The sequence below is a fragment of the Bartonella tribocorum genome (assembly GCF_002778015.1).
Taxonomy (GTDB): Bacteria; Pseudomonadota; Alphaproteobacteria; order Rhizobiales; family Rhizobiaceae; genus Bartonella; species Bartonella tribocorum_B.
Map to the genome: position 1 here is coordinate 1 of NZ_NJPP01000066.1, position 2,022 is coordinate 2,022.

Genomic DNA, 2,022 nt, shown 5'->3' on the forward strand with positions numbered 1-2,022 from the left:
CCCCCATCACACCCATTCCCCTTACGTTTTACAAGTAGCCCCCCCCCTCATGAAACTGCACGAGAAAAGCATGCCGCCTCATAAGAAGCCCCACAAGAAACGCGATTATGAATCGTCTCAAGAGCCAAGACTTATGGCGTAATATTGAAAACGCACCCAAGATGGTTCCAACTTACTTTTTCATAAAGTAAAGATGGGGTTGCGCAATGTTCATAATTGGCAGAGCTTTATGCATTATCCCCCTCACGCTACCCTTCACAAGTGCCGGTATAAAATTCATAAGTCCCCATATGAAATGGATTTGAAAAGCACTTAAAGCGAGATATCTTTTTACAACAATCTGCCAAATGAATAACAAATGACAACACAACAACCTGTAGATTTTATTTAAATCGTTTTGGATATAATTTTATTCCCACCCCCATAGTGATCATTTTAAGGGCGACCATTTTGAGGACAACCGTTTTTGTTACAGAGGCTCCCTTATATTTGTGCATATTTTCTGTTGTCATATCCCTTTCAGTTTCAGCTATCATATCCCCTTCAGCAAACAAAAACCCCGCATACACGGGGTTTTTGCCTGTACCACACCCTTATTTAGATACAGTACGATCATCGTCGCATTTTTTTATTAAACACATTCAGCACAAATTTTCAACATAAAAAACACATTTAATACAAAAAAATAACACATATTGCTCCATTCAAAAGGGAGGCACCTAATAAAAACGTGTTAAGAACAAAAGATAATAAATACCCTAACACTTTATTTTATTTGCTATAGTCATAAGCGCTGTTTTATCCACGCAATATTTTATCATAGGATTCATAATAACAACGATAATGTTCGTTTACTTTGGCGTTGTAGATTTAAGGTTCCTGCCTGTTTATTTACAGTCACGACAACCTTAGCTATTATTATCATTCCTTTTATATTTGATTTATTGTTTTTCTTTTAATCTATTTTTGTAAAAAATACTTTTAAAATATTAAAAAAATTCTGCATTTTAAATGCGTTTTGCACTGTATTTTTCATCATTTAGATACAAAATGACCACTGCTGCTATTTTTATTAAACGCGTCTTTTTACATACCTTCGGCACAAAAGAAACACCTCTTGATCCAAGCAAAGAAGATTAGTAAAACTGATCTTATAAAAATAAGAACGATACACAAGTAGTAGTATTTAATGATCGTCAATGAAGACGATTACTATGGAATTCTTAGGTAAGCTATAAATGCAATGATAAACAGATAAAAACTGTTTTTCGTAAATTAGCTCTGCAATACCATCCTGATCATAATTCTAGTACCGAAGCTAACCAAAAATTCAGAAAAATTTGTAAATCCTATGAAACTCTTAAAGATCCTCAAAAGAGAGCTGCTTACAATCAGTTTTCTCATGAAACATTTGAAGATAATCATAAGACTTTTGAAATTAGGAGCGATCCAGAGAATGGACGACCAGATAATATCGCGCGTGTCATTTTCATTATTTATGGAATAACGCTTTTCATTTGTTCTATAATTTCATTTTTTACGTGGAATATACCACTAGAAATAATAAAATAGGGTTCTCACTAGCATAAAAGGATATTGAGTAAAGATTGGTCGATTAATCTTCTGGTTCATAGGAGTATCATTTATCATATTTATATGGAAAATTATCTCATGAAAATGCTTTTGAAGCGTATTAAGAGTGCTCCACAGCGCATTGACAAGGTGTGGTAATTTTTGATCTTTTCTAACAATGGATTGTAGAGAGCAAGGTTGTAGCGTCTCTATCCGTTGTTTCCTTGTTCTCTATTTTTTCCTCTGCTTCATTGCATTCCTCAACTGTTCCAAACCTTTATTTTCACAACAAGCCCCCTCAACCTTTCCCCCAATAAGCCCACTTATCTCTCACACAGTCTTTTTCTCATGCCCCTCCTTTCTCCATATTGGCTAACACCCTATCATCTAAAAACCGCCTTCAAAAACGGGGCTGCCCTTCTAAAGAAATTTCCTGTTCCTCCACAAATG

The 2,022-nt window shown here is 35.0% G+C and carries 1 protein-coding gene; it reads left to right on the plus strand.

Annotation, left to right across the window (positions count from 1 at the left end; all coding sequences use genetic code 11):
* Positions 1-1,281: 1,281 nt before the first annotated feature.
* Entirely contained in the window at positions 1,282-1,572 is a 291-nt protein-coding gene (locus CEV08_RS10315; protein ID WP_432417147.1) for a DnaJ domain-containing protein, read from the plus strand.
* Positions 1,573-2,022: the final 450 nt, after the last annotated feature.